This window comes from Streptomyces ovatisporus, assembly GCF_042653885.1.
Lineage (GTDB): Bacteria > Actinomycetota > Actinomycetes > Streptomycetales > Streptomycetaceae > Streptomyces > Streptomyces ovatisporus.
Window position 1 is genome coordinate 114,895 of sequence record NZ_JBHSFH010000013.1, and the last position, 25,671, is coordinate 140,565.

Annotated in this window: 22 protein-coding genes and 1 pseudogene; 14 read left to right on the plus strand and 9 right to left on the minus strand. The window is 69.7% G+C overall.

The window, feature by feature from the left end:
- Positions 1 to 309: 309 nt before the first annotated feature.
- The 4 genes and pseudogenes from ACFPA8_RS21785 to ACFPA8_RS21800 form a co-directional block, all read right to left on the minus strand.
- Positions 310 to 887: pseudogene (locus ACFPA8_RS21785) on the minus strand (transposase); the annotation flags it as partial.
- A 162-nt stretch (positions 888 to 1,049) separates the two neighbouring features.
- The gene (locus tag ACFPA8_RS21790) at positions 1,050 to 1,919 is read right to left on the minus strand and encodes an SAM-dependent methyltransferase (protein ID WP_386451106.1); all 870 of its coding nucleotides are present in this window, start codon (positions 1,917 to 1,919) and stop codon (positions 1,050 to 1,052) included.
- A gap of 5 nt (positions 1,920 to 1,924) precedes the next feature.
- Positions 1,925 to 2,401: a GbsR/MarR family transcriptional regulator gene (locus ACFPA8_RS21795; protein ID WP_386451108.1), complete on the minus strand. Its 477-nt coding sequence runs from the start codon at positions 2,399 to 2,401 to the stop codon at positions 1,925 to 1,927.
- Positions 2,402 to 2,587: 186 nt separating this feature from the next.
- Positions 2,588 to 3,157: a histidine phosphatase family protein gene (locus ACFPA8_RS21800; RefSeq protein WP_386451109.1), complete on the minus strand. Its 570-nt coding sequence runs from the start codon at positions 3,155 to 3,157 to the stop codon at positions 2,588 to 2,590.
- A gap of 155 nt (positions 3,158 to 3,312) precedes the next feature.
- On the opposite strand from ACFPA8_RS21800, the gene ACFPA8_RS21805 reads away from it, so the two are divergent.
- Entirely contained in the window at positions 3,313 to 4,266 is a 954-nt protein-coding gene (locus tag ACFPA8_RS21805) for a hypothetical protein (RefSeq protein ID WP_386451111.1), read from the plus strand.
- Between the two features lie 78 nt (positions 4,267 to 4,344).
- Here ACFPA8_RS21805 and ligD read toward each other — a convergent pair whose 3' ends face one another.
- Complete coding sequence (ligD, locus tag ACFPA8_RS21810; protein ID WP_386451113.1) at positions 4,345 to 5,364, minus strand: non-homologous end-joining DNA ligase; 1,020 nt, start codon at positions 5,362 to 5,364, stop codon at positions 4,345 to 4,347.
- 264 nt (positions 5,365 to 5,628) lie between these two features.
- Between ligD and ACFPA8_RS21815 the strand changes: the two genes are divergently transcribed.
- A complete protein-coding gene (locus tag ACFPA8_RS21815; RefSeq protein ID WP_386451489.1) occupies positions 5,629 to 5,733 on the plus strand; it encodes an LPFR motif small protein in 105 nt (34 codons plus the stop codon).
- A gap of 208 nt (positions 5,734 to 5,941) precedes the next feature.
- Positions 5,942 to 6,370 (plus strand): hypothetical protein, encoded by a 429-nt coding sequence (locus ACFPA8_RS21820; protein WP_386451115.1) that lies wholly within the window; start codon positions 5,942 to 5,944, stop codon positions 6,368 to 6,370.
- An 89-nt stretch (positions 6,371 to 6,459) separates the two neighbouring features.
- Here ACFPA8_RS21820 and ACFPA8_RS21825 read toward each other — a convergent pair whose 3' ends face one another.
- On the minus strand, positions 6,460 to 7,905 hold the full coding sequence (locus ACFPA8_RS21825) for an aminotransferase-like domain-containing protein (RefSeq protein ID WP_386451117.1): 1,446 nt from the start codon (positions 7,903 to 7,905) through the stop codon (positions 6,460 to 6,462).
- On the opposite strand from ACFPA8_RS21825, the gene ACFPA8_RS21830 reads away from it, so the two are divergent.
- From ACFPA8_RS21830 to ACFPA8_RS21840, 3 genes are all read left to right on the plus strand, one after another.
- A complete protein-coding gene (locus tag ACFPA8_RS21830) occupies positions 7,904 to 8,890 on the plus strand; it encodes a DMT family transporter (protein WP_386451119.1) in 987 nt (328 codons plus the stop codon). The two genes, ACFPA8_RS21825 and ACFPA8_RS21830, sit on opposite strands and share 2 nt — an antisense overlap.
- 119 nt (positions 8,891 to 9,009) lie before the next feature.
- Complete coding sequence (locus ACFPA8_RS21835; protein WP_386451121.1) at positions 9,010 to 9,201, plus strand: DUF1918 domain-containing protein; 192 nt, start codon at positions 9,010 to 9,012, stop codon at positions 9,199 to 9,201.
- A 246-nt stretch (positions 9,202 to 9,447) separates the two neighbouring features.
- Positions 9,448 to 10,290 carry an eCIS core domain-containing protein gene (locus tag ACFPA8_RS21840; RefSeq protein ID WP_386451123.1) on the plus strand — a complete coding sequence of 281 codons (843 nt, stop codon included), beginning with the start codon at positions 9,448 to 9,450 and terminating at the stop codon, positions 10,288 to 10,290.
- Positions 10,291 to 10,414: 124 nt separating this feature from the next.
- Here the strand turns inward: ACFPA8_RS21840 and ACFPA8_RS21845 are convergent, their stop codons facing one another.
- Positions 10,415 to 11,749 carry a COG1470 family protein gene (locus tag ACFPA8_RS21845; RefSeq protein ID WP_386451125.1) on the minus strand — a complete coding sequence of 445 codons (1,335 nt, stop codon included), beginning with the start codon at positions 11,747 to 11,749 and terminating at the stop codon, positions 10,415 to 10,417.
- 224 nt (positions 11,750 to 11,973) lie between these two features.
- Between ACFPA8_RS21845 and ACFPA8_RS21850 the strand changes: the two genes are divergently transcribed.
- The 4 genes from ACFPA8_RS21850 (at position 11,974) to ACFPA8_RS21865 (ending at position 18,462) form a co-directional block, all read left to right on the plus strand.
- The gene (locus ACFPA8_RS21850) at positions 11,974 to 12,615 is read left to right on the plus strand and encodes a helix-turn-helix transcriptional regulator (protein ID WP_386451126.1); all 642 of its coding nucleotides are present in this window, start codon (positions 11,974 to 11,976) and stop codon (positions 12,613 to 12,615) included.
- A gap of 234 nt (positions 12,616 to 12,849) precedes the next feature.
- Positions 12,850 to 15,564, plus strand: a complete 2,715-nt coding sequence (locus ACFPA8_RS21855; RefSeq protein WP_386451127.1) for a VWA domain-containing protein — start codon at positions 12,850 to 12,852, stop codon at positions 15,562 to 15,564.
- 55 nt (positions 15,565 to 15,619) lie between these two features.
- Positions 15,620 to 16,384, plus strand: a complete 765-nt coding sequence (locus ACFPA8_RS21860; protein WP_386451128.1) for a Pvc16 family protein — start codon at positions 15,620 to 15,622, stop codon at positions 16,382 to 16,384.
- Positions 16,381 to 18,462 (plus strand): ATP-binding protein, encoded by a 2,082-nt coding sequence (locus tag ACFPA8_RS21865; protein WP_386451129.1) that lies wholly within the window; start codon positions 16,381 to 16,383, stop codon positions 18,460 to 18,462. The genes ACFPA8_RS21860 and ACFPA8_RS21865 overlap by 4 nt, the downstream gene beginning before the upstream one ends.
- Before the next feature lie 101 nt (positions 18,463 to 18,563).
- On the opposite strand, the gene ACFPA8_RS21870 is transcribed toward ACFPA8_RS21865, so the two are convergent.
- Together ACFPA8_RS21870 and ACFPA8_RS21875 are read right to left on the minus strand one after the other, a co-directional pair.
- Positions 18,564 to 19,055, minus strand: coding sequence for a hypothetical protein (locus ACFPA8_RS21870; protein ID WP_386451130.1), 492 nt, complete (start codon positions 19,053 to 19,055; stop codon positions 18,564 to 18,566).
- Between the two features lie 149 nt (positions 19,056 to 19,204).
- Positions 19,205 to 22,603 (minus strand): phage tail protein, encoded by a 3,399-nt coding sequence (locus ACFPA8_RS21875; RefSeq protein ID WP_386451131.1) that lies wholly within the window; start codon positions 22,601 to 22,603, stop codon positions 19,205 to 19,207.
- A 269-nt stretch (positions 22,604 to 22,872) separates the two neighbouring features.
- Between ACFPA8_RS21875 and ACFPA8_RS21880 the strand changes: the two genes are divergently transcribed.
- From ACFPA8_RS21880 to ACFPA8_RS21895, 4 genes are all read left to right on the plus strand, one after another.
- Complete coding sequence (locus ACFPA8_RS21880; protein WP_386451132.1) at positions 22,873 to 24,414, plus strand: phage tail sheath family protein; 1,542 nt, start codon at positions 22,873 to 22,875, stop codon at positions 24,412 to 24,414.
- A 119-nt stretch (positions 24,415 to 24,533) separates the two neighbouring features.
- Positions 24,534 to 24,977 carry a phage tail protein gene (locus ACFPA8_RS21885; RefSeq protein WP_386451133.1) on the plus strand — a complete coding sequence of 148 codons (444 nt, stop codon included), beginning with the start codon at positions 24,534 to 24,536 and terminating at the stop codon, positions 24,975 to 24,977.
- Positions 24,977 to 25,438: a hypothetical protein gene (locus ACFPA8_RS21890; RefSeq protein ID WP_386451134.1), complete on the plus strand. Its 462-nt coding sequence runs from the start codon at positions 24,977 to 24,979 to the stop codon at positions 25,436 to 25,438. Before ACFPA8_RS21885 ends, ACFPA8_RS21890 begins: the two co-directional genes overlap by 1 nt.
- Entirely contained in the window at positions 25,435 to 25,575 is a 141-nt protein-coding gene (locus ACFPA8_RS21895; protein ID WP_386451135.1) for a DUF6760 family protein, read from the plus strand. The genes ACFPA8_RS21890 and ACFPA8_RS21895 overlap by 4 nt, the downstream gene beginning before the upstream one ends.
- Positions 25,576 to 25,671: the final 96 nt, after the last annotated feature.

A 25,671-nucleotide genomic window follows, 5' to 3' on the forward strand; every position in this document is an offset into this window, starting at 1 on the left:
GAGGCATCCCGCTTCTTCGGGGTTGGCAGGACTTGCACAGTTCGAGCTGATTGCTGGTGACCGCGAACCTCACGCACAGTGAGCTCCTCTCGGTCATGGTCCGCCAACAAGAATTCTCGACGCGCTCCCGGCCTCCGCAGTTCAGATCAAGATCCGCCAACTAGCCTCGATCTTGCGTGAGGGTCCTCGTCGGCTTTGTTGGCGAGGACTTGTTGCGTTCTGGGGGTGGATTTGGGTGTGTGGGCATGCTGGTGGCCCGGCTTCGTGCCGGGTGGACGCGGGGTTCCACTGCTCCGGGTGTCCAGGCCGGCTGGGTATGCGTGTGGCCGCGGTGTGGATCTGCTCGGAGATGGTCATGCCCACCGAGTAGGACAGCCACCAGCCTCGGCGGAAGAGCCACTCCAGGAAGGCATGAGTCCCGTCGGCCGAATCGGTGCGGATGAGTGTCTGCCACCCCCGGCGGTGCTGCTTCGGTAGCTGTGCCAGGGCGAGTTGAGCGACGGTGATGTGGTCGGCGGCGGTGTTCGCGCCCGCCCGTCCGGGCCGCAGCAGCGCGGCGGCCGGCTCCCTCGGTGCTTCCGCACCGTGGTCGATGAAGGCGAGCAGCGGGTGATGACCGAAGGTCTTCTTCTTCCAAGTCGGTGTGGCGTCTTCCTTCTGTGAATGCGCCACCACCAGGGCGGCGTCGATGTCCAGGACGACCTGGCCGTCCTTGCCGACGGGGCTGTGGCCGCCGGCCAGGGACCACACGCGCTGCCGCACCGCGGCCCGCGCGGAGCGGATCGCTGCCAGCGCCTTCGGCCCGGCACCGGCGAGACGCTCGACCAGGCGGGAGACCGTGGGATCGGAAGCCATACCGGCCCGAAGAGGCCTGGCTCGGCCCGGAGGGGGTACGAAACACGCGGATACAACCCGGTACGCTTCATCACCTGGAGAGTGCTTTCTTCCTGTGGTGGACAGAGCCTTCGACAAGCCCCATCCTCCCAGGTCAGAAGCACTCTCCTCTTATGTGATCACCCCTCGGACAGCCACCGCGCGAAAACGCGAGGCTAGATCTTCTCGGCGCTGACGGACCGTTCGACCTCAGATACCGGCAGCCGTCGGCTGGTTGGTTCGATGTACCGAGCGGTGAAGTCCGGCGGGCCCGGCTGTTCGGCCACGCGCCAGCCGTACTCAGCGAGGAAGCCCTCGATCTGATCAGGGTTCAGCCCGAAGTGCCACAGTCTGCGCTTGACCACGTACTCCTGGTACAGCTTCTCGGCGCCGTAGGAGGCGCGCCCGTCCAGGAAATCCTTGGCCAGGTGAGTGAAGACCAGTCGGCTGCCGGGTCTGGCCGTGGCGAGGAAGGCGAGGGTCTTCCGGACGCCGTCCTCGGTCAGGTACTGGGTCACGGCCTCCCAGGCGAAGAAGGTCCTCATGTTGCCGCTGTCGTGACCGTGAGCGGCCAGCGCGTCCTTGAGGTCCTGGGTGTTGAAGTCGATGGGGATCAGGGTGACGTGGTCGGGGACCTTCCCGAACATCTTGTTCAGCAGAGCCTGCTTGCGGTCGATGTTCTCCGGCAGGTCGAGCTCATACACCGGAGTCTTGCCCAGGGCGGGCAGGCGGTAGGCCCTGGTGTCGAACCCGGCGCCCAGGGTGACGAAGGCGTCGATGCCCGCCTCCGCGGCGTTGAGGAGCTGGTCGTCGATGTATCGCTTCCGGCAAAGGAAGCTCGCCCACATCCCGGGGACATTCTTCTCCATGCCGGCCACCATCCAGCGCCGCACGGGACCCCATCGGGTGAGCGTGACGAACGCCTTCATCGCGGTCGGCAGCATCCGGTGGGCCAACTCGTCATGGATCAGTGGGTGTTTTTCGTGCTGGTCGACAGCGACGATCACCATCGGGCCCACGGCGGTCTGGGCGAGCCTGCTTGCCATGGTCGTCACTCCTGCGTTCCGGGTGTTATGGGTGGTGCGTTCTCGAAGGCCTTCGCCATCCATTCGAAGGCTTGGTGCGCTTCGCGGATGCGCGCGGCGCGTGCACTGTCGGGTCCGAGGAGGGCCAGGCCGTCGGCGGTGATGTCACAGAACGAGGCGATGCCGGCGATTTGCCGCCGGATGACCTTCTCCGAGGCGCCCTCCACGATGCGGTGGTACACGGTGCGTTCGCCGGGCCGGGTGTGCCGGCCGACGAATCCCATCGTGGTGAGCATGCGCAGGTTGGTTGTGAGGGATGCCCGGCTGGCCCCGATCGCCTCGGCGATCTGCCCGGCGGACTGTTCCGGCGGATCGCAGATCATCAGCCACCCGAGGACCCGCCCGGCGATAGGCGGGACACCGTCCTGCGCGAGATACATCGACACGCGTTCCACCCAGTCCAGGACCTGATCGCGGTCGACGTCGGGTGCGGGCTTCGTCATGGGCCACCGCCTTGGCTCTTGCTAGCTACTTCAGCTTGCACTGAAACAGCTAGCATCGTACAACCGGCCAACGCGGCTTGCACCCCTATCGACGCCACCGCCTGGCCGCCGCTCTCGAAGCGCCCGCGCGGATGCGGTGTTCCGGACGCTCCGGCGGCAGGCACACGGCCGCCCCGCCCGCCGGGCTCAGGTCTGGAGGCTCAGGCTCCACTCCCCCGCCCGCCCGGAGAGGGTCGCGGCGGCGAGCGGCTGTACGTCGATGTGCCAGTACGCGTGCGGGGGCGCCTTCAGCGCGTAGCACAGCGCCGCCCGCAGCACGCCCGGCTCGATGACCGCGACCACCCATCCGCCGTCCCCGACCGGACGGGTGTCGAGCCAGGCACCGATGCGCTGGATGAACGCGACGAGTGACTCTCCGCCGTGCGGCGTCATGCGCGGGTCCGCCATCCAGGCGTTCACTGCGCGGGGTTCGCGGGCCGTGACCTGCTGGAGCGTGAAGCCGTTCCAGCGCCCCATGTCGCAGTCGCGCAGCGCCGGCTGGGCGAGAGGCGCCAGGCCGAGCGAGATCGCGGTCTCCCGGCAGCGCGCCGACGGGGAGCAATAGCGCAGTTCCGCAGCCGCCAGGTAGGACAGCGCCGGTTTCGCCCTGCGCACCTCGTGCCACCCCGCCGGGTCGAGCGGGCGGCTGTCCGCAAACCGCGCGTCGAGCACCGACGCACTGCGGCTGGCGGCCAGCAGGGTGAGGCGAAGAGCCATTCGGCGATCGTAGAACGACCGGCGTCGGTGTTCGACAGATCGTTCGCGCGGAGCACGACCTCCCTGGTCGTGGCCCCGGGGGACTCGGCGGACCTCGGGTGGTGAAATCGTTCTGAACGTCTTGAAGCAGGACGGAACGGTCACTGGAGGCCGGTGTGGACCTGGACGAGGTGGCGGACGAGCTGTACGGGCTGCGGCCGGAGGACTTCACCGCCGCCCGCAACGACCGTGCGCAGCAGGCACGCTCAGAAGGGCAGCGGGAGCTGGCCGGGCAGATCCGCGGCCTGCGGCGTCCCACTCTCGCCGCCTGGGCGAGCAACCTCCTCGTGCGCGAGCGCCAGGAGGAGGTCGCGCCGCTGCTGCGCCTCGGTGAGGAACTGCGCGGTGCCCACCGCAACCTGGACGGCGAGGAGCTGCGCACCCTCTCCCACCAGCAGCACCAGCTGGTGGCCGCCCTCTCCCGGCAGGCGGCGCAGCTGGCCTCCGGGGCAGGTCAGCCCCTCGGCCCGCAGGCACAGCAGGAGGTGGCGCAGACGCTCCAGGCGGTGATGTCCGACCCCGACGCCGCCCGGGAGTGGGCGGCGGGGAGGCTCGCCAAGCCGCTGTCCGTCCCCGCCGGGTTCGACGCCGCGGCCCGCGAAGCCGCAGGTGCGCAGGCCCGCGGCGGGGGAGCCGGCGCCCGGGGGAAGAAGCCGGCCCCTGCACGGACCGCGCGACGTGCGGACGGCGCCGGCCGCGAGAAGGAGGCGCGGACGGACGAGCGCACCCGTGCCGCCGGAGAGCGCGCACGCCGGGAAGCCCGGGAGGCCGCCGACCGGGCGGAAGAACTGCGGCGGAAGGCGGAGTCGGCTGCCGAGGACGCCGGTGCGGCACGGGCGGCACGTGAGGCGTCCGAGGAGAACCTGGGGCGGCTCCGCGACGAGCTGCGGCAGGCGGAGCTGGAGCACTCGCGCTGCCGCAAGAGCGAGCGGGAGGCGGACCGCACAGCGCGGGAGACGCGCCGCCGCGCGGAGGAGGCCGAGAAACGCGCACGGCAGCGGGCCGAAGCGGTCGCCTCCGCACGGGAACGGCGCAGCGGCGGGAACGGCCGGGGCGGGAGACGCCGCTGACCGGTGAATCCGTGCGCTGCGCGTCCCGGGCGGCCGGCGCTCACCGGCGCGGGTCCCTCGTCCGGTGCCCCGGTCCGTTCACCGCTGCTGCGGCTCCTCGCGGACGACGTCCCGCGGATCCTTGTCGTCGCGGAGGCCGAGGAAGCGCGGATGGCGCAGCTTGCCTTCCCGTGTCCACTCGGTGAAGCCGATCTGGGCGACGAGTTCGGGCGACGCCCAGCGGGCGCCCCTCTCCCGGACTGGTTCGGCGAACGGCGAGCGGGATACGGCCAGTTCGTCCAGACGGCGGCGCAGGCCGAGCAGCGTCGCGTGGTCGTAGCCGGTTCCCACCTTTCCGGCGTAGCGCAGCCTTCCGCCCTGGTGGTAGCCGATCAGCAGCGCCCCGAACCCGACCCGGCTGCCCGCCGGTTCCGTGCAGCCGCCGATGACGAACTCCTGGCCCGCTTCGCACTTGAGCTTCAGCCAGTCGGGCGAGCGGCGCGAGACGTACCGTCCGTCCGCCACCTTGGCGATCAGCCCCTCCCAGCCGCGGCGGCAGGCGTCGTCGAGCAGCTGCTGCCCGCCCTGGTTCCGGTGGGAGGTGAAGCGCAGGGGTGCACGGAAGTGGAGTGCGCCGCGGAGCAGTTGCTTGCGCGTGCGCAACGGCAGGGATCTGACGTCTGTCCCTTCGAGCCGCAGCAGGTCGAAGAGGTAGTAGGTGACGGCGACGCCTGTGGCGCGCGCCTGGCGGGGGTCCGTCAGCTGCATGCGCTGCTGGAGCCGTTCGAAGGACGTGCGGCCGTGGGCGAAGGCGACGATCTCCCCGTCGGCCGTGAAGTCGGTGCAGTCCTGCCCGGCGAGGGCGTCGACGATCTCCGGATAGCTGCCGTCGAGCGGCTTGCCCGTGCGCGACAGCAGGCGGATGCCGTCGCCTTCGCGTACGGCGAGGACGCGGATGCCGTCCAGTTTCCGTTCGAAGAGCCACCCGCCGCCCTCGAAGTCCCGCCGGTCGCTGAGGGTCGCGAGCATCGGGTGTGCCGCCAGTTCCCGGCCGGGAGGCGCATGACGGAGACGCTGCCGGTGCTCGGCGGGGAGGGCCTCCAGCAGCGAGTGGTTCATGGGCCGTCCTCTGTGCCGGTGGGCCTGGGCACCGGCGGTCCTGTGGCGTCCGGACGTCGCGCGTACCCCCCTGAGAGCTGGTCATGCTGTGGCGGCGAAGCGCGCTGCGTCCTGACGGCCGCCACAGGACGCGTACGGACACCGTCCCGTTTCCGGCACGGCGCGGCGGGCAAGCGAGGCGTACAGCAGAACACCGCAATGAGCCGGCCCGCCGGTTCGGGGCAGGAACGGAGCTTCGCTCGTGCTGAAGGCGTTGCAGACGTACTGCGGACGACCGGCGGCGCCGTGGCCACCGTCGTGACCCTGCCCCTCCGCCTCGTGGCCAGGCTCTTCGGCGGGGTCTCCGGCACCGCCCACGGCCACCCCTGACGGCCCGGCACCGGCCCGTCCGGTCTCGTGACGCCGGACGGACGGGCGGGTGGCGGAGGAGAACCACCGCGCCCGCCGCGATGTGACGACCGCGGCGGGCGCGGCCGGACCACGGCGAGCTCCCGTCGGGGATATCGCGGCCGGGCTCGCCCGGCTAAGGTCGACCGCCATGACCGACCGATCAACTGGCCGTACTCTGACGTGCGTTGTGCTGTCATGCGGCTTCGCGCTCGGAGCGCTCCTCCTCTTCACCGTCGGGCCGGACGTCGAGTACGGCCACGACTCCTACAGCCCCGAGTACCGGCTCGAAGCCGAGTGCGCGTCCATCGCCGCCGTCGGCTGGGAGGACGGCCGCCTGGACCTGGACGGCAGCGCCGTCAACCACACCTTCTCCATGAGTCCGGATGACTTGGACGAACTCGCCGGCCTGGAGGAGGCGCAGAAGGGCGACAGCGCGAGAGCGAGCGAGCAGATAGCCGCCGACTGCGACCGCAGGCGCACCAGGAACGCCGCCCTCATGAGCGTGCTGCTGGCCCCCGGGGCCGTCTTCGCCGGCCTCGCCGTGCGCGGCGGGGGGCGCAGGGAGCAGGAGGGTACGCCGCCCGCGCCAGGCGCTCCGCCGTCGCCGACGTCCTAGCTCACCGACGTCCCAGCTCACCGACGCCGGGGCTGCCGACCGCCCTGGCCGCACCGCTTCCCGCGGCCGCGGGCCGAGGGCCGCGGGCCTCACCCCAGCGTCTCCTCGCAGGCGGTACGCAGCCGGCGTACGCCCTCCACCAGATCGGCCTCCCCGCTCGCCGGGGCGAAACTGAGCCGCAGATGCGGCGCCGGTGATTCGGCGGCGAAATACGGGCGTCCGGGAGCGACGGACACCCCTGCCCGCAGGGCGGCAGCGGCGAGCGCCGCCTCGTCCGTACCGTCGGGAAGGCGCACCCACACGTGATAGCCGCCCCGGGGCGCGTGGACGGGCACCAGTGCGGGCGCCTCGCGGGCCAGCGCCGTGAGCATGACCTCACGTCTGCTCCTCAACTCCCCCGCCACCGTGCGCAGATGGCGCTGCCAGGCGGGCGCTCCCACGAGTTCCAGGGCGGCCTCCTGCAACGGCCTCGAGACGAAGAAACTGTCCACCGTCTGCACGGCGCGCAGCCGCCCCAGCACCGGCCCGTGCGCCGCGAGCGCCCCCACGCGCAGACTCGGTGAGGTGATCTTGGTGAGCGAGCGGATATGGACGACCCGCCCGTCCGGGTCCGCCGAACGCAACGGGGGCGGCAGCGGGCCGGAGTCCTCGTGGGCGAGGCAGCGCGCGAAGTCGTCCTCGACGACGAACGCGCCGGCAGCCGCGGCGGCCTCCAGGACCGCGTCTCTGCGTCCGGCTGCCAGGACGGCCCCCGTCGGATTCTGGAAGAGCGGCTGGCAGACGAAGACGCGCGCCCCGCTGGCACGGAAGGCCTCGGCGAGCAGCTCGGGCCGGACCCCGTCCGCGTCGACCGGCACGGGGACGGGGCGCAGCCCGGAGGCACGGGCCGCGGCGAGCAGCCCCGGATAGGTCGGGGACTCCACGAGGACGGCGGCACCGGGCGCTGCGAGCGCACGCAGCGCGGTGGTGATGGCGCTCTGGCCCGCCGAGGTGACAAGCACGTCCGCTGCCGTGACGCTTCCCGAGGGGCCGCCGATCTCTCTCGCGAACCAGTCCCGCAGCTCCTCGACGCCGTCCACCGGCGGCCGGGCCCACGCCCCGGGGCGGCGCCCGGCTCTCGCGAGCGCCGCGGACAGCGCACGTTCGGGACGAAGGTTCGCGGGCAGGTACCCGCCGCTGAGTTCGACTGCGCCGGGAGGCGGCACGGCCAGAGTCGCCAGCACGCCTCCGGCGTCCACGCTGCGCGGCACCTGGTCGGCCGAGGCGTCCGCGCTCAGGGCGACCTCCTGCCACGAGGTGTCGCCCTTCGCGGGCGGCGCCGTACGCGGCCCCGCCCGGAAGACCCCGGCTCCGGGCCGGGTGACGACGAGCCCTTCCGCGGCGAGCCGGGCGAGGGCGCGGGAGACGGTGACGGGGCTGACGCGATGAGCCTCGACGAGGTCCCGACTGGACGGCAGCTTTTCCCCCGGCGAGTAGCGGTCGAGGACACCACGGAGGGTTTTCGCCAGCTCAGCGACACTGCTACTCTCATACATGAAACACAACGATAGCGCTACTACGCCAGTGGGGATAGCGGTTCCGCACTCCGGGCCGTCCCGGGCGGAAGAAGGCGCACGACAGGAGAGCGGGCTCGGACCGCCCGGCCCGGCCGCGCCCCGCGCTGCGGGCCGCGGGCTGCTTCTCGCCGCGCTGGGCGTCACGTGCTTCTCCCTCACCTTCCCCGCCACCGCCTGGACGCTGGAGGGCTTCGGTCCCTGGTCGGCGACCTTCCTCCGGCTGCTGCTGGCCGCTCTCCTCGCCGCGGTGCTGGTCGCCGTGTTCCGCGTGCCCGTACCGGCGCGGCGGCACTGGCCGTGGCTGGCCGTCGCCGCGTCCGGCGTCATGGTCGGCTTCCCCCTGCTCACGACGCTCGCCCTGCAGACCTCCTCCACCGCGCACGCCGCCGTCGTCGTCGGGCTGCTTCCGCTCACGACCGCTCTGTACTCCTCTCTGCGCACCGGCGCCCGGCCGTCCCGTGTCTTCTGGGCAGCCGCGCTCACCGGAGCCGCGGCAGTTCTCGCCTTCGCCCTGCACGAGTCCGGCGGCGCCCCCGCCATCGGGGATCTCTTCCTGGGCGTCGCACTGCTGCTGTGCGCCGCGGGGTACGCGGAGGGCGCACGCCTGGTGGGCCAGCTGTCCGGGACGCAGGTGGTCTGCTGGGCGCTCGTGGGGTGCCTGCCGCTTGCCGTACCCGGCACGGCCGCCGCACTGGCACTGGAGCCGTCCGCCGGGCCGACCGCGCACTCCGTCATGGGCCTGCTCTGGGTGGCCGCGGGCTCCCAGCTGCTGGGACTGACGCTCTGGTACCGCGGGATGAGCGTCGCGGGAGTGGCCAGGGCCAGCCAGACGCAGCTCGCGCAGCCGCTGCTCACGCTCGGCTGGTCGGTGCTGCTGCTGGGCGAGGAGCTTTCGCCGGCCGCACCCCTGACGGCGGTGGCGGTGCTGGTCTGCATCGCCGTCGTCCGTCGGAGCCGTACCTGACCCTGCCGCAGCCCGGGCGCAGTTCACCGCTCCGACGTAGACTTATCTGTACAGAAAGGGACAGTGCGGACTGCACGGCTAGCACCGTGCACACCCCTGCGAACAGGAGGGTCCTCCTGATGCGAGCGAAGACGGGCGACAGCCTGCTGGTGCACGGACGAGTCGTGGGCGATCACGACCGCGTCGCGGAGATCGTCGAAGTACTGGGCACGGACGGCGAACCGCCCTTCCGGGTGCGCTTCGACGACGGCCACGAGGCCGTGATGTCACCGGGGCCCGACAGCGTCGTGCGGGAGCGCAAGAAGGCCTGAGGGCCTGCAAGCGGACGATCGAGCGACGGCTGCACGTGAGCGTGCCGCCGTCGTCGCCGTGCGGACGGCCCGTTCCGCGGGGCTTCCCCCGGCCCGGGAGCGCCGGGACCCGGCCGTTCTGCCCCGAAGGGCAAGCGGAAGTGCACCTCCGGTGCCGCTGAACGTCCTGGACGCTCTGCCCCCGCCCCGTCACGCTGGGTTTCCGTACGGCGGTCGGAGGCGGCAGGCCCGAGGGGGAGCGACACGATGCGCGCACATGAGCATGACGGGGAGCAGGGGCACGAGCACGACGAGGTCCTGAAGCGGGACGGGACGTCGCCGGACGCGCGCACCGCGGCGGAGCTGCCGCATATGCTGCGCGCCGCTGCCTCCGGACGTACGGACGTCGTCGGCCGCCCCGGTATGGGCACCCTGCAACGGACGGTGGGCAACAGCGCCGTGACGTCGATGGTGCAGCGGAGGCCGGCGGTGCAGCGGGAGGGCGCCACGGACGGCCGCGAGAGCGAGGAAGCCGGCGAACAGCCCCCTGCCAGGTCCTCCGTCCACGAGGTGATCTCCTCCTCGGGCGGGCAGTCCCTGGACCCCGGAACCCGGACCGACATGGAGGGCAGGCTCGGCGCCGACTTCTCCGACGTACGGGTCCACACCGACTCCGCGGCCCACGAGTCGGCGAAGGACGTCGGTGCCCGCGCCTACACGGTCGGGAACGACGTCGTCTTCCAGCGGGACGCCTACGATCCGTCGTCCCACGAGGGCCGCACCACCATCGCCCACGAGCTCACCCATGTCATGCAGCAGCGCAGCGGGCCCGTCGACGGCACCGAGGCACCCGGCGGGATCCGGGTGAGCGATCCGTCCGACCGTTTCGAGCAGGAAGCGAGCGCCAACGCCGAGCGCGTCATGGCGGAGCCCGCTCCGGCGTCCGGAGCCGATTCCGCTCCGGCCCCGGCGGCTGCGCCAGCGCCCGCCGCACTGCAGCGGCAGGCCGAGGACGAGGAAGAGGAACCCGCGGACGTACAGGGGTCGTTCGTGCAGCGCGCCGCCGGCGACGCCAAGGCCGAAGAGGAGGAGGAGCCGCCTCCGGAGTGAGCTCCCGCCGGGTACGGCCGCCGCAGCGCGGCCTGCGGACTGCGGCGCACGGATCGGAGCGCGTCCGGCATGTGTGCCGTACGCGCCCGCTTCCGGTCGCCGCCCGGCCCCCGCACGACGCTCGTCAGTCGCCCTTCGCATCCCTCAGCGAGCCGCCGAGGAACAGCGATTCGGAGCACTGCGACGGCTTGGGCGCCTTCACGGGCTTGCCCACCTCACGGCAGGTGATGGAGATGGTGATCTTGCCGCCGGCTGAGACCTCGATCGGAGTCACGAAGTGGTAGTCGGAGTCGCGGAAGTTCTCCAGCGCCAGGTCGAGCACCTGGCCGTCCTCGCTGGAGACGACGACGGTGCCCGAATCGCCCTGCGGATTCTGCACGACGATGTCGGTCAGTGCGAAGGTCTTGCCGCCCGGGACCGTGTAGGCGGTCTTGTCGGACGCACCGCCGCCGACGGAGTCCTTGACCTGCGTACGGGCGCTCTCGGACGCACCGCCGCCACCGCCTCCACCGCCGCCGGAGCCGGAGCCGGAGCCGCTTCCCCCGCCTCCGTCCTGGCCAGCGCTCCGTCCGCCCGAGCCGCTCGCCCCGGCGTCCGCACCGCCGGACGCCTGCCCTCCGCCCGCCCCTCCCGATGTGTGCTTCGCCTGCGCGTCCTGGATCGCCTTCGGCGTGATGGCCTCCTTGGCCGCCGACCGCACCGTGGGTTTCAGAAGCCCGTACCAGAGTCCTGCCAGCAGGCCCACCAGCAGCACCGCCACGACGAGTACGCGGGGCAGCCAGCGCGGCAGGATGGCTTCCTGCTCGTACGTCCCGTCCAGCACCACAGGCACCGGCGGTTCGGCACCCTCGCCCAACGACTTCTGCGTCACGAGCACTTGAAAGGGATGCGTGACCGGCGCACCCCGCCACACGCGGTGGACCGGCCGCACCCTCAGCTTCGCGAACTTCGCCTCGCCCGGCGGTACGTTCAGCTCCGCCGGCTCGAAGACCAGACGGGCGCGTTCGGTCTCCTCGCGCGCTTCGAGGTCGAACGAGGCATGCGTGTTGCCCCTGTTGTCGACGGCGACCTCATGGCGCCCGCGCCACGCGCTGTGCGAGGAGCGGGGCACGATCTCGGAGGTGACGTCGCTGAACGGGAGTATCTCGACGGCGCGTTCGGGAACGACCGTCTGCGTCGCGTCACTTGTGGGTACGACGCGCAGACCCAGCGGGGTCTCCCCCGGCATGACGGACGAACTGCGCGGCGGACGCAGCGTGATGGTCGCGGCGCCGGACGCCCCGGGGTAGAGCGACAGGCTTTCCGGCTCCACAGTGGCCCAGCCCGCGCAGGGCCCGACGACCTCGAAGCGGACTTCCTCGACCGTGGTGCCCGAGTTGAGCACCTGGACGGGCAATGCCGCCTCGCTGCCGGGCTCCAGGCTGACGGTGGACTCGTCGAGGCTCGCCGAAACACTCATGGCGCGCACCGTACGTTCACACCGGCGCCACGAGCAGCGGCCGGACAGGAACGCTTTCGGGCAAATGCGGGTTCTCTCTGAGCCATCGTGTTCTGCCCTCTGTCGCAGGGCACGGACGGCAGGGGAGCCTTCTGCCGCACAGATCGGCAGCGACTGGAAGAGAGATTGTTTGCACATAGGCAGGCGCATCTCGGCGCCTGACCGAGGGGGAGGGGAAGCACGGGATGAACCAGCACACTTCCGTGGACCGCGTCACGGTGGACGTACGAGCCCAGGACCCGATTTCACAGGCCGGACTGGCCAGCCATCTGCGGACACGGCCCGAAGTCCGCCTCGTGGACCAGGACGGGACGGAACCGCCCGAAGTGGTCGTCGTCGTCGCGGACGCCGTCGACGAAGCCGTGTTACAGGCGTTACGGCAGATCCACCGGACCAGCGCCGCGCGGGGGGTGCTGGTCACCACGCACATCGACGAGCAGCAGCTGCTCAGCGCGGCCGAATGCGGATTCGTGGGGATCGTACGGAGGGCCGAGGCCACTCCGGAGCGGCTGGTGAAAGTCATCAGGGCCGTGGCCAAAGGGGAGGGTCATGTGCCGCCGGACCTGCTGGGCACGCTCCTGGAACAGGTCGGCAAGCTCCAGGGCGAGGTGCTCGGGCCACGGGGGCTGAACTTCACCGGGCTGGCCACCCGTGAGATCGAGGTGCTGCGGCTCGTCGCCGAAGGATGCGACACGGCGGACATCGCGCTCAAGCTCGCCTACTCGGAGCGGACGATCAAGAACGTGCTGCACGCCGTGATGACGCGGCTGAATCTGCGGAACCGGTCGCACGCGGTGGCGTACGCACTGCGGCAGGGTCTGATCTGACGGAGCGGTCGGGCCGGTCCCGGGCTCGACCGGCCGGCGCTGACCTGCGGTTCAAGTCGCGTACACAGCACGGGAGTCGACGGGGGCGGGCGCGGGCGCGGAGGGGTGCCGCAGCGGTCGGTGCACATTCGGGCACGGGCCCGTACCCGAAGGGTTGGCTCCCTTCCGCTCTCCACGGACGCGGACGCAGGCGAGGGTGAAGCGCGCATCGGCGGATCACCGAAGGGGGCTTCTGTGCGGGGGGTTCAGCGCCTTCGACCACGCGGCGCGGCAGGATGGCGTACCGCGGCACAGTCCCTCGGGAGTAAGGCGACCGGGACGACCGCTCTGCACATCGGCGCACTGACGCTCGTGCTGGTCCTGGCGATCAGTTTCCTTCCCGGTGTCGTGGCCTGGTCCCGGCCCGGCGACCGCGGTCCGGCCGTCACGCCCCACCGTGTCGACGAATCCCTGTCGCCGGGCGAGTCGTTGACCGTCGACAAGAAGGTGCGCACGCCCGTCGTGCCTCCGCGTCCCGATGTCGTACTGCTCGTCGACGGCACCCGCAGCATGGGCCCGCCGATCGCCAACGTGCAGGAGAACCTGCGGGAGATCACCCGTTCGGTGACCGACGAACAGTCCGACGCCCGCTTCGCCGTGGCCACTTACGGCGACACCATCGACGGGCCGCGCGCCTACACGGTGCTCCAAGGGCTCACGGACGACATGGACGACGTGCAGGAGAACGGAGTCGACCGTCTCGACACCGACCGGGGCGTCAACAGCCCCGGACCTGCCGAGGACTGGCTCAACGCGCTGTGGCAGATCGCCCACGGGAGCGGTGGGCAGACCGAGTTCAGGGAGGGCGCCAGCCCGGTCGTCGTCCTCGTCGGCGACGCGTCCAGCCACGACCCGAGCCTCGGGCACTCCCTCGGTGACACGACAAGCGCCTTGCGGAGCGCGGGCGTTCGCGTGCTGGGCGTCGACGTGACCACGGACCTGGGCGACGGCCTCAACGGCAACGGCGACAACGGCAACGGGGAGGACCAGAACCAGGAACCGACGCACGAGCCGGGCCAGGCGACGAAGGTCGTGGAGGAGACCAACGGCGAACTCTTCGAAGGCATCGACGCCGACGAGGTGTCCGACAAGGTCGTGGAAGGGCTCACCAACCTTCCCACCACCATCAGTTACCAGACCCTCGGCTGCGATCCGTCCCTGTCCGTCTCGCTCGCCCCGGCGACGCGCACGGTGACCAGCGGCAGAACGGCCACCTTCACGGAGACCGTCGAGGCGGCCGAGGACGCGCCGCAGGGCGCCGAGTTGACGTGCACGATCCAGTTCCTCGCGGACGGGAAACTCCCGGACGGGAGTTCACCGGACACCGTCGTCGACGACGCCGCATCCCGGCAGAACAGGGACCCGTACGTGGTGGGACCGGAGGGCGAGGACGCGGGCCCGGCTGCGGGGGGACGCGCCATCGCGGGGGCCGCGGCGGGCGCCATCGGCGGTGAGGACGGTGATGCGGCTGCCGGTGCCGCGGCCGGGCTCATCGCCGGTACGGGCGACTCGGAGGGCGGCCTCGTCGCGGGAGCCGCCGCGGGCGGCGTCGCCGGTTCCGACGGACGGGTCGTCGCCGGCGCGGCGGCCGGTGCGATCGCCGGGACGGGCGGCTGCGACGGCAGCGCCGTCGGCCTCGTGGGCGGCGCCCTCGCGGGACTGACGGGCGGTGACAGCCTGGGGGCGCTGGGCGGACTGCTGGGGGGCCTGCTCGGTGGCTCGGAAGGGTGCGACGACGGGGGCACGACCGAGGGCGATGTGCAGGGGGACGTGCAGGGCGACGTGCAGGGGGACACCGAGGGCGATGCCGAGGGCGACATCCAAGGGGACGTGCAAGGGGACGTACAGGGCGATGTGCAAGGTGACGTGCAGGGAGAGGTAGAAGGAGACGTTCAGGGAGACGTGCAAGGCGACGTACAGGGCGAAACCGAGGGAGACTCCGACGGCGACGACGGGGGCGAGGAGCCCGTACCCGACTACCAGGAGCTCATCTCCATCGAGATCGAGGACGTCGACGCCCCCGAGGTGACCGTCGACGACCGCACGGTGGAAGCCCCGGGCAAGTCCGGTGCGGAAATCGACTTCCCCGCCACGGCGATCGACGCAGTCGACGGCGAACTTCCCGTCAGCTGCGAGCCCGAGTCCGGATCCCGCTTCAAGGTCGGTACGACGAAGGTCACTTGCGAGGCGACCGACTCCGCGGGCAACACCGGCAAGGACTCGGCTGAGTTCACCGTGCTGCCGCCGCCCGTACCGAATGAGGCCGATGTCGCGGTGAAGGCGAGCGTCGCTCCCGCCAAGAACTACGTGGGCAGGCAGACGATCGCCCGCTTCATCCTCACCAACGCGGGCCCCAAGACGGCCAAGGACGTGGTGGTCACTGCCGAGTGGCCCAAGGCCGACAAGTCGAAGCGCCGGTCGCTCGGCCCCCTCACGGGTTGTACGAGCAGCGACCCGTGCAGCATCAAGCCCGGCGGTCGGCTCGTCGTGGCACAGGCAGCCGTCTACCGCGAGGCGGAGAGCGGCGACGTGAGCGTCTCCGTCAGCAGCTCCCCACGTGACCCTGACCGGAAGAACAACAAGGACAGCGCTCATCTTCGCGTGCTGCAACCGAAGTTGACGGTGACGCCGAAGGCCGGGCCGCCCGGCCAGGCCGTACTGGCACGGGGCAAGGACTTCCCGCCCGGCGCCACGGTCCGCCTCACATGGAAACCGGGCATCACGGCGGCCCGCTCGCCGCTGCGGGTGGGACGTGACGGGACGTTCGAGGCACCGGTACTGGTGCTGCGCAAGGACCAGATCGGTCCGCGGAAGCTGCGCGCCGACGTACGTGCGCTGGACCGGTTGCAGAAACCCTTCCTGGTCGTTCAACGGCACCTGGAACCGCCGGACTTCGCGGGCCGCGGCTGATCGGGCGGTTCCCGCGGAAGGGGAACGCAAGGACGCGTAGCTGGGAGGAAACACCGTGATCCATGAGGTCGACGAAGCCCTGCGCACGCTCTTCCGGGCCGAACCTCTGGAGGGCGGACAGATCGCCGTCGTCTTCGACGCGCCAACCCGCGACTGGGCGGCGACGGTCAACGCCCCGACGGTGAACCTGTACCTGTACGACATCCGCGAACACATGCAGCTCCGCGAGCGAGGGCTGCACAACCAGTACGACGAGCAGGGCATCGTCGTCGCCCGCCGTCGCCCGCCCCGGTACTTCAAGCTCTCGTACCTGATCACGGCGTGGACGAAGCGGCCGGAGGACGAACACCGCCTGCTCTCCTCGCTGTTGACCTGCCTGCTCCAGTACGAGGCGCTGCCCGCCGAGCGGTTGACCGGGACGCTGGCGGAGATCGGCGTCGCCGTACCGATGACGGTGGCGCTGCCGCCGCCGGAGGACAGGTCGTTCGCGGACGTGTGGAGCGCGCTGGGCGGCGAACTCAAGCCGTCCCTAGACCTGGTGGTGAGCGTCCCGGCGACCGCGTCCCCTGTCTATCCGGCCGGCCCGCCGGTCGGCGACGAGGGTCTTCAACTCGGCTTCTTCGACGCCCCGTCACCCGAGGACCGTCCCGGCCGGGAGCCGACTGCGTACCGCACCGCACCGAGCGGTGCGAAGCAGCCGATCTACGGCACGCGTCCGGGTGCGCCGCGACGGACGGCCGACGACGGGGCCGACCCCGAGCCCCGCACGCGCACACGCCGGGGCGGCATCGCATCCCGCATCTCCGAGGGCGGCGAATGACGGACGGGGAGCCCTCACCCGACATCGATCGCGACGCTGAACTGGACGTCTCGCTCCGCCACTTGCTCGACCGAGCGGTCATCATCGAGGAACGGGTACGTCGTGCGGTGGCGGCCCGGCAGGCCACCGACCCCCACCCGGACGACGAATTCCGGGGCCTCTACCTCAACGACGAGACGGTGCTCCGGCTCCTGAACGAGGGCCGGTCGATCGCCGCACCGGACGACACCGAGGCCGATCGCCTGTCGGCGGCCGAATCCCGAGCGAACGAGACGTCCCGACTCCACGCCGTGGCCCGAGAGTTCGGCCTTTCAGCGCTGGACGTGGAAGTCCTCCTGATCTCTCTCCTCCCCGACCTGGACGACCGCTTCGAGTCCTTCTACGGCTACTTGAACGACGACGTGACCCGTCGTCGCCCCAGCTCAGGACTCGCCCTCGGGTTGTGCGGCCTGCCGGGGGCGGACTCCGGCGCACGGGCCCGCCTCCACCCACTCTCGCCGCTGCGCGCAGGTGGGCTTCTCCTCATCGAGGAACCTGAACGCCCCTTCCTGGCCCGCGCGTTGCGCGTCCCCGACCGGGTGACAGCGCACCTGCTGGGCGACGACACCCCTGACCCACGCATCACGGACCTACTGGTCCCCCGCCCGGACGTCCCAGGCGTCGGCGACCCGGCTCCACTTGCCCGCGCTCTCAACAACGGTGTGCGGCTGGCCTACCTCCGGGAAGACCAGGGCGGCGCAGGCACGTCCTTGGGCGCTTCGGCGCTCCTGCGCTCCGGCCGCACACCGCTCGGCGTGGACCTCGACCGCCTGTCCGAAGACCCGAACCCGAGCGAAGCGGTACGCGTCCTGACCCGCGAGGCACGCCTTACGGGCTCGGGCATGGTCTGCGGTCCCCTGGACGCCCTGACACCTGAAAAGGTCGGCGTCATCCGCCAGTTGACGAACGCCCACGTCCCCGTGATCCTCGTGGGCCGCGCCCCCTGGGACGCCTCATGGTCGAAGCACCCGCCGCTCCTCCTCCAGGCCCCGCGAGTGGAACCCACAGCGCGGGCGGAACTCTGGAAAGCGTCCTACGGCGCGGGGGTCCCGCCCAACCTGGACCTGACCCGAACCCTCTCCCCGTTCCTCCTCACCCCGGACCAGATCGCGGGAGCCGCCCGCGCCACGTCCCAAACGGCAGCACTCAACGGTGGTTCGCTGAAACCGGACGACGTACGGGCGGGAGCCCGCGCCCAGAACGCAGCGGGGCTCGACCGCCTGGCCCGCCACATCGAACCGGCTGTCGGCTGGGACGACTTGGTCCTGCCGCCCGACCCCCTGGCCCAGCTCCGCGAACTGACGGCCCGCGCCCGGCACCGCGACCGCGTACTGGGCGAATGGGGCATGCGCCCGGGCGGGGGGCGCGGACGCGGCGTCACGGCGCTCTTCGCCGGTGACTCGGGCACTGGAAAAACAATGTCCGCGGAGGTCATCGCAGCCGACCTGGGCCTGGACCTCTACACGGTCGATCTGTCGACGGTCATCGACAAGTACGTGGGCGAGACGGAGAAGAACCTGGAGCGCATCTTCACGGAGGCCGCCGGCATCAACGGCGTCCTCCTCTTCGACGAGGCCGACGCGATCTTCGGCAAGCGCTCCGAGGTCAAGGACGCCCACGACCGCTACGCGAACGTCGAGAGCGCGTACCTGCTCCAACGCATGGAAACTTTCGACGGCTTGGCCATCCTGGCCACGAACCTCCGCGCCAACCTGGACGACGCCTTCACCCGCCGCCTGGACCTGGTCGTCGACTTCCCCCTGCCGGAGGCTGCGGAACGCTTGGTGCTCTGGCAACGCTGCCTGGCCCCGCTCCTCCCCCACTCGGAAGACGTGGACCTCGCCTTCTGCGCGGAGTCCTTCGAGCTGGCAGGCGGCAACATCCGCTCCATCGCCATCACGGCGGCTTACCTCAAGGCGGAGTCCAACTCCCCGTTGACGATGCGGGACTTGATCCACGCAATCCAGCGCGAGTACCAGAAGCTAGGCCGTCTGACACTGGCCTCGGAGTTCGGCCCATACGTAGCGCTGCTGAACTGAAGGTTGTCGGCTGGCAAGTGCGTCGACACTTGTCTGTCCGGGCACGCCCCGCTCGTCACGCTGGCTCTCGGCCGAGCATCGGCGTGGGTAAGTGGCCACAATCAGGAGCCCGGCTCCTTCCAATTCGTGCAGAGGCCCTGATCGCGGCATCGTGCGAGCACTCCGTCGATCAACGGTAGATCGTCGGGGAAGACGAGCACCCCAAGGTCGAGCGCGACCATGCCGTCGAAGACGCTGGTGTCTGCCGAAAGGACGCCTTCCGCAGACACCAGTGGTGCCGGGTCGAGATTGGGGCCGTAAGCCGTGCCCGCAATGACTAATACCCGGTCACGAATTCGCTCCCAGTCTTCGTCCTCGTCTGCGAAGGTGGTGTCGTAGGCGTAGCTGCCATGCGGGCCGGGGGCATGCGTGCCAGCGTCCTCCGGGTCGACATCGCTGTCGGTTTCGATCTGAACGGCCCAAGTCATCACCAGCCTGTCTTCCCACTCGTCGGCGTCAGGGGAGTCGGCGAAGAACGTCGTCCGGTACCGCTCGCTCGACCAAGTGATGTTCACCGCTTCTGCCTGGTCGAGCTCGGCCAGAAACTGGGCCATACACTCCGAGGTTCCCTCGTTGAGCTGGGTGAGGCCCGCGGTAGTGGCCTGGAACCGGCAGCGGAGTCGGCCGTTGCTCGATTCCCAGCAGGGGAGCCACAGTTTGAAATTGAGTGGCCCGGTGTCGGGGACGATGTCCACAGGATCCGTCACGGCGGGTCTCCCGGTCCCCGGAAATCGGGGCCCACATCGGTATTGAAGTCGGGACCGCTCTTGCTGCCATTGCAACTGGTGCACATCGTCACGTGATTGGAAACGTTGTTGTACCACGTCTCACGTGGCGGATGCGGAGTGTTGTGGCCTTCTTCATTCCAGTGCGTGGAGACCTCCCGCGTATGATCAATGGCAGGCAGACCCTTGGAAGTCGACTTGTCTGCAAGGTGTGGGCCGCGGGAGCCGTTACCGGGGCATACGTACCAGTTCGATCCTGTGTGTTTGCCTCTTGGGTCCCACGTAGTTTGTTCTGTGGTCAGGCGGTTAGTGTGCTCCTTGAGCTGCCTGCGCTTCTCCTTCTGAGCGGCTGCGTTCCAGTTGGGGTAGAAGGTCGCGCGGATTGCCTTGCCGTTGCGGTAGTCATCCAGCAACTTTCCATTTGCCGTGTAGTTGCTCTTGGTGAAGTCGAGAAGGTCCTTCATCCCGAATGTGTGACCAAGGAGGTGCAAGGCCCGAGTGATCTCGATCAACTGTCTCTCGATCCGGTCCTTCTTGGCTTGCGTCAACCGACTGGCGTCAGTACTCTCCATTTCCTTGACCTGAGCGTCCATTCCGTTGAGGTACCTCAGCAGATCCGACCGCTTCCGGCCGGCTTCCTCCTTCTCGAGCGCCGAGGCGATGAGGCCACCGATCCACTCCCGCCTCTGCGAGGCCATCTCGACATGGACCTTGCGTTGCTTGACCTCCACGTAGACCGCGTGGTCCTCGCCAGCCATGTCCGTGCTCTGCGTGAGTGACAGGTCACCGACGATCTGATCCTTTTCGCCTTTGCTCTTGTCGCCCTCGCCCTTGTCGCCTTTTCCTTTTCCTTTGAGCCTGGACCAGAGCTTCTTCCCTGCCTTCACGATCTTGTCGACGATCTTGTCGATCGCTCGGTTAACCGGCTTCGAGGCTTTCTGGATGACCTGCTTGACCTTGTTGGCCAGGCCGCCGATGCCGAGGAGGGAGGCGAGCAGCCCGATCAGCAAGGGGATGCTCGCTGCTAACGCAGCCTCGACCATCTTGGGTACGCCTGCCGCGCCGCCGTTCGCTATTTCGATGACCGCGTCGAGCACCGCGTTGACGAATTCGACTATCTGCGCGCCCTGGTTCACGACGAACATGACGATGTCGATGATTGCCTTGACCGCGCGGACGAAGGCGGAGGCCGGGTTGAGCAGGGAGACGATCCAGGTGATGCCCGCGATGATGACCGTGGGGATCAGGTAGGACTTCAGGTCGTCGAGGATCGTCGACTTCAGGTCACCGACCTGTGCCGAGATCTCGTCGGCCGCGCCCGACGGCCCCTCCTTCGCCAGCGCCTTCGCCACCGGGACCTGGGATTCGACCGCTTCCATGGCCTGGTCCGGAACGCCCTTGCGGGTCACGCGTTCACGGATGCTGTCCCACGTCAGGCCCAGCGTCGAGGCGATGAGCTGGATGATGCCCTTGAGGTCGAACTTCGCCGGGAGTTCTATGCCCGCCTTGACCGCCGTGCCCAGCAGCCAGGCGACGAGGCCCTTCTTCAGGTGGTCGGCGATATTGGTGATGAACAGCTGGAGGCCGGCGCCGACCGCCTTGACCAGGTTCTGCAGGAACCCGATCGGGTCCTTGATGATCTTCATGATCGCGCTGGCAGCCTTCGCCAGGATGCCCAGCAGCAGATCCTTGAGCTCGTTGATGGTCTTGATGACGCCGACGATCGCGTCCTTGGCCTTGTCGATCAGACCCTTGTTGGCTTCCTGGAGCTCCTTGATCCGGTCGTCGACCTTGTTGAGCGCCTGGGTGTACTTCGTCGCCAGGTCCGTCACGAGCTGCTTGGACTTGTCGTCGACCTCCGACTCGAGGTCGTCGAACTTGCCCGCGAAATCCTTCGCCGCGTCCTGCCCGAACTTCTTCAGGTCCTCCGGGAGCTTGTCGACTTCCGCCTTCAGCTCCGAACGGCCCTTCCTGATACGGGCCTTGGCTTTGCCGAGCTCCGCGCCGATCGTGTCCGCGATCGAGGAGATGACGCCCTGCATCTTCCGCACGTAGAGCTTGCGTGAGTACTGGTAGAGCTGGTTGGCCTCGTCCGGGAGCCCCTTGAAGAGGTCCTTGGTCCAGCGGAGCTTGCCCGTGAATCCGGAGTAGCGCTTGTCCTTGTACTCCTTCATGCGGCGCGACTGGTCGGCCTCGAAGGCGGCTCGCGCCGCCTTCTCCCCCTTGGTGAACTGGTCGTCGACCTTCTTGTCCAGGCCGTCCAGGATTCCCTCGACGTCCTTCTTCGTGGCGTCGAAGACCTTCTGGAGTTTGGCGGTGACCTGTTCGCGCTTCTGCTCGTCCTTCGACTTGGTCTCGCTCTTGCCGCCGTCGATCTGCTTGCCGGCCTCGCCCCGCTTGGCTGTCATCGCCGCCATGGCCTTGGTGCCCTCGGCGGCGGCTCCCTCCTTGGCCTGGTCGAGCTGTTCCTTCTCCGCCCCCCTGGCCTTGCCCGGGGCCTTCGCCGAGTCCGCCTCCGCCTTCTTCTTCTCCCCCAGCGCGGCGTCGAACTCCGGCTCGTTGCCCTTCTTCAGCTGCTCCTCGGTGACTTCGGCGTCGGCCATCGCCTTGTCGTTGGCCTTCGGCCCCTCGGAGAAGTCCGTCACTTCGGGCGGCTGCTTCTCCGGCACGGCGCCCTCGGCGTCGGGCGCGCCAGGGTTCGCCGGAGGCTTGTCCGGCGACATCGGCGTGACGTCTTTCTCCTTGGCCGCGGACGTGTCGGGTTCGGCCTTGGTGGTGGAGTCGATGTCCTTCGCGGAGGTCTTCTTGCCGTCGGAGACCTTGCCGTCGACCTGCTCCTTGACGTTCTCGGCCTTGCCCGATTCGGAGAACTTCTCCGCCTCGTCGAGGTTCTTCGGCGCCTGGTCAGCGATGGCCTTGTTCACCGCGTCGATGAAGGCCTGCTTGTCGAACTCGCCGGGTTTCGCCTTGTCCATCTTCTCGGAGTTGGCGACCTTGCCCTGCGCCTCCTTGTCGTCGTCCGGCGCCTTCGCCGCGTCCTGCGCGGACTTCGACTCACCCTCCGCAGGCGGATGTTGAGCGACCTTCTGCTTCTTCGCCGCCACATCCGAGGTGACCTTGCGGAAACCGGGCGCGCTGGACGGGGGCGGTTTGACGGGCGCGGTGTAGCGCTGGGCGACAAGGCGGGACACGGCCGCGTTGCCCGCGACTCCCTGGAGGCGCTGCAGACTTCGACGGTCCAGGCCCGGACCGGAAGTGGACGGGGTTGCCGGTGCCGCCTCCGCGGTCTGCTGTACCGTCGCCGAACGGCCCGTCTCCTGCTGGGATCCGGCGCCCGTACCCGAGGGCTTCGAGGACTTCTCCGGGGCCGCCTTCACCGCGCCACCCGGCCGGCACCGCCGACCCCGTGACCCGCGCGCCCCCGACCGTACGTCCCGGACATGGCCGCAGCTTCGCGGCGGCCACGGCTCTCAGCTCAAGCGTGAGTCACCGCGGAAAGGCACGGCCCGCTGCACGTTCGGGCACACGGTTCTGTACGCCGGGGCGGCCGAAAGCCCTTTCAGACGATCCGGCGCACGAACAAGAATCGCCTGCGTTTCCCGACCGAGGTCGAGTCTTCGAGGTCCAGGTCAAGGAGGAGCGTGGCATGCCGTCGTACCTGTCGCCGGGCGTCTACGTGGAAGAGGTGGAGTCCGGCTCCCGCCCGATCCAAGGTGTGGGGACGTCGGTCGCCGCCTTCATCGGATTCGCGCAGAAGGGCCCGCTGAACGAGCCGACGCTCATCACCAACTGGACTCAATTCACCACCGTCTTCGGCGACTTCGTCGAGGGTACGTACCTCGCCACGTCCGTGCAGGGCTTCTTCGCCAACGGCGGCGGCATCTGCTACATCGTGCGCATCGGCGGCAGCGACCAGGACGCGGAGCAGGGCGAGCTGGTCGCCGGTGCGCAGGCGCAGTTGGGTCCCTACGTCGTACGGACGCTCCCCGGCGTGACGGGCGAGATCACGGTCGAAGTAGCAGACCCGGAGGGAGAGGACCCGCCCCGGGACGTCTTCACCCTGATCGTCAAGCGAGACGGCCGCGTCGAGGAGACGTACGCCTCCGTCACCGCCAAGCGCAGCAAGGAGAACGTCGCCACCCGGGTGAAGGCGCAGTCCTCGCTGATCTCGCTGGAGGAGCCCGGCAAGGGCGCCGCGCCGGCCCGTCCGGAGGCGCAGTCGGTGACGCTGGCGGCACCGCCGGGTGCGGCAGCCGGAGGGGCAGCGGCCCCCGGCGAGGTGTCGACGGACACCTACGTCGGCGACCCGGACCAGCGCACGGGGCTCGGCGGCCTGGAAGCCTTCGACGACATCACGATGGTGGCGGCACCGGACCTGATGAGTGCGTACGAGCGCGGCGTGCTGGACCTGGAGACGGTGATATCCGTCCAGCAGGGCATCATCACGCACTGCGAGGCGATGGGCGACCGTATCGCGATCCTCGACACCCCGCCCGGTCTGAGCCCGCAGCAGGTGCGTACGTGGCGCACCGAACGAACGGCCTTCGACTCGAAGTACGCGACGCTGTACTACCCGTGGATCAAGGTGTTCGACGCCGGGGCCGGCCGGAACACTCTCGTCCCGCCGAGCGGCCACATCGCCGGCGTGTGGGCACGGAACGACGAGACGCGCGGCGTCCACAAGGCCCCGGCGAACGAGGTGATTCGCGGCGCCGTGGCCCTGCAGACCCAACTGACCAAGGGCGAGCACGACTTGCTCAATCCGATCGGACTCAACTGCATCCGTGCCTTCCCCGGACGCGGCATCCGCATCTGGGGCGCCAGGACGCTCTCCAGCGATCCGGCCTGGCGCTATCTCAACGTCCGGCGGCTGTTCAACTACCTGGAGGAGTCGATCCTCGAGGGCACCCAGTGGGTCGTCTTCGAACCCAACGACGACGCGCTGTGGGCCCGGGTGCGGCGGACCGTCTCGGCGTTCCTCGTCAACGAGTGGCGAAAGGGCGCACTGTTCGGCCTCACTCCCGACGACGCGTTCTTTGTGCGGTGCGACAACGAGACGAACCCGCCGGAGAGCATCGACAACGGGCAGGTCGTGTGCGAGGTCGGCGTCGCCCCGGTGAAGCCGGCGGAGTTCGTGGTGTTCCGGCTCGCGCAGCTGTCCGGCGGTTCCGGCGCGGTCGACGAGTGACCGGCGGCGAGGCCAAGTCGACGCAGCACGCACGCCGTTGACCGAGACCGACTGGATCCAGCACTCCCGATCCCGCCACCACCAGCAACGACGCGAGCGACGCAGGCAAGGAGGCCGGCATGCCACTCCCCGATCTCGACAGTTCGGTCGGGCACTCCTTCGGACTCGAACTGGATGCCGTGCTCATCCGGCAGATCACCGAGGTCAGTGGTCTGAAGATGGAGCAGGACGTCATCGAGCTGAAGCAGAACAGCACGGACGGCAAGTACGCGATCAAGAAGCTGCCGGGGCGTCCGAAGGCCGGGGAGGTCACCCTCACCCGCGGTCTGACGGAGGACAACAGCTTCGAGAGCTGGATCAAGGACTCGCGGTTCGGGCGGATGCACAGCGCGCGCCGCCACGGGGCCATCATCGTCTACGACTACGAGGGCGTCCCGATCAAGCGCTACAAGCTCATCAACGCCTGGCCCAAGTCCCTTGAGATCAGCACCCTCAAGGCGGGCGACACCTCGGTTCTCACCGAGAAGCTCGTGATCACGTACGAGAACATGGAAGTCGACTGATGCGGCGTACGAACACCGCAGTCGCGCCGACACAGGCGGGGCCTCCGGAGGCGGGGAGCGACGGCGCGTCGGCCGTACGTCCGGAGCCGCTGCGCACGGAGTTCCCCTTCGAGCTGCCGCGGGGGTACGTCGACGAGTCGGGCACCGTGCACCGTACCGGCGTGATGCGACTGGCCACGGCACGGGACGAGTTGATCCCGCTCCGCGACGACCGGGTGCGGGAGAACGCGGCGTATCTGTCGGTCGTGCTCATCTCCCGCGTCCTGGTTCGGCTGGGCACAGTAGGGGACGTCCATCCGGGCATCGTGGAGGACCTGTTCGCCTCCGATCTGGCCTTCCTCCAGGACTTCTACAGGCGCATCAACGCCGAGGGGCACTCCCGGGCTGCCGTGACGTGCCCGTCGTGTCAGGAGAGCTTCGCGGTCGATCTCGCCGGCGGTGGTCGCCTGGGGGAATCGTGACGTACGCGGCGGACCGCATCCACGAGGAAGTCGCGTACGTCGCCTACCACTTCCACTGGTCGCTCGACCAGATCCTCGATCTGGAGCACGCCGACCGTCTGCGGTACGTGGACCAGATCGCCCGGCTGGGCGGCTGACGGCAGCGCGCCGAGAGCGAGAGCGAGGGGGCCGAGGAACTGATGGGACTGCTGTCCTGGCTGAACAGCCGCCGAGGGGGCACGGAATCGTCGCCG

Excerpts from the sequence above, each read along its gene's own strand:
- ACFPA8_RS21790 (WP_386451106.1), bottom strand. The coding sequence starts at position 1,919 with ATGGCAAGCAGGCTCGCCCAGACCGCCGTGGGCCCGATGGTGATCGTC.
- ACFPA8_RS21830 (WP_386451119.1), top strand. The coding sequence starts at position 7,904 with ATGAAACACAACGATAGCGCTACTACGCCAGTGGGGATAGCGGTTCCG.
- ACFPA8_RS21885 (WP_386451133.1), top strand. The coding sequence starts at position 24,534 with ATGCCACTCCCCGATCTCGACAGTTCGGTCGGGCACTCCTTCGGACTC.
- ACFPA8_RS21880 (WP_386451132.1), top strand. The coding sequence starts at position 22,873 with ATGCCGTCGTACCTGTCGCCGGGCGTCTACGTGGAAGAGGTGGAGTCC.
- ACFPA8_RS21800 (WP_386451109.1), bottom strand. The coding sequence starts at position 3,157 with ATGGCTCTTCGCCTCACCCTGCTGGCCGCCAGCCGCAGTGCGTCGGTG.
- ACFPA8_RS21845 (WP_386451125.1), bottom strand. The coding sequence starts at position 11,749 with ATGAGTGTTTCGGCGAGCCTCGACGAGTCCACCGTCAGCCTGGAGCCC.
- ligD (WP_386451113.1), bottom strand. The coding sequence starts at position 5,364 with ATGAACCACTCGCTGCTGGAGGCCCTCCCCGCCGAGCACCGGCAGCGT.
- ACFPA8_RS21795 (WP_386451108.1), bottom strand. The coding sequence starts at position 2,401 with ATGACGAAGCCCGCACCCGACGTCGACCGCGATCAGGTCCTGGACTGG.
- ACFPA8_RS21850 (WP_386451126.1), top strand. The coding sequence starts at position 11,974 with ATGAACCAGCACACTTCCGTGGACCGCGTCACGGTGGACGTACGAGCC.
- ACFPA8_RS21870 (WP_386451130.1), bottom strand. The coding sequence starts at position 19,055 with ATGGCCCAGTTTCTGGCCGAGCTCGACCAGGCAGAAGCGGTGAACATC.
- ACFPA8_RS21865 (WP_386451129.1), top strand. The coding sequence starts at position 16,381 with ATGACGGACGGGGAGCCCTCACCCGACATCGATCGCGACGCTGAACTG.
- ACFPA8_RS21890 (WP_386451134.1), top strand. The coding sequence starts at position 24,977 with ATGCGGCGTACGAACACCGCAGTCGCGCCGACACAGGCGGGGCCTCCG.
- ACFPA8_RS21840 (WP_386451123.1), top strand. The coding sequence starts at position 9,448 with ATGCGCGCACATGAGCATGACGGGGAGCAGGGGCACGAGCACGACGAG.
- ACFPA8_RS21835 (WP_386451121.1), top strand. The coding sequence starts at position 9,010 with ATGCGAGCGAAGACGGGCGACAGCCTGCTGGTGCACGGACGAGTCGTG.
- ACFPA8_RS21825 (WP_386451117.1), bottom strand. The coding sequence starts at position 7,905 with ATGTATGAGAGTAGCAGTGTCGCTGAGCTGGCGAAAACCCTCCGTGGT.